We start from the raw sequence: 383 nt of genomic DNA on the forward strand, positions 1-383 counted from the left end.
GGGCATTGCCCCGGCGTTCAACGACCTGATTGGCGGCCAGACGCAGGCGATGTTCCCGGGGCTTTCCGCCGCGCTGCCGCATATCCGCTCGGGCCGCGTGAGGCCGCTGGCCGTGACCGGCCACGCGCGCCACCCGCTGCTCAAGGACGTGCCGACGCTGGAGGAAGCCGGGCTCAAGGGCTTCGACGCCCAGCAGTGGTACGGCGTGGTCGGCCCGGCCGGCATGCCCGCCGATATCGTCGCCAAGCTCAACAGCTCGCTCAACACGGTGCTCAAGAGCCCGGACCTGGCTGACAAGCTGTCCTCGGAGGCGCTCCAGCCCACGCCGATGACGCCCGACCAGTTCCGCCGCTATATCGCCGACGAGGTGAACCGCTGGAGCA

At 70.0% G+C, this 383-nt stretch carries 1 protein-coding gene; it reads left to right on the forward strand.

The genetic code is table 11. The annotated features are described in order from the left end of the window. Positions 1–383, forward strand: a 383-nt coding sequence (locus AB4Z35_RS31095) for a Bug family tripartite tricarboxylate transporter substrate binding protein (protein WP_442101311.1), incomplete at both ends; no start/stop codon positions are given.

The sequence above is a fragment of the Pseudomonas sp. KB_15 genome, from assembly GCF_052114525.1.
Lineage (GTDB): Bacteria > Pseudomonadota > Gammaproteobacteria > Pseudomonadales > Pseudomonadaceae > Aquipseudomonas.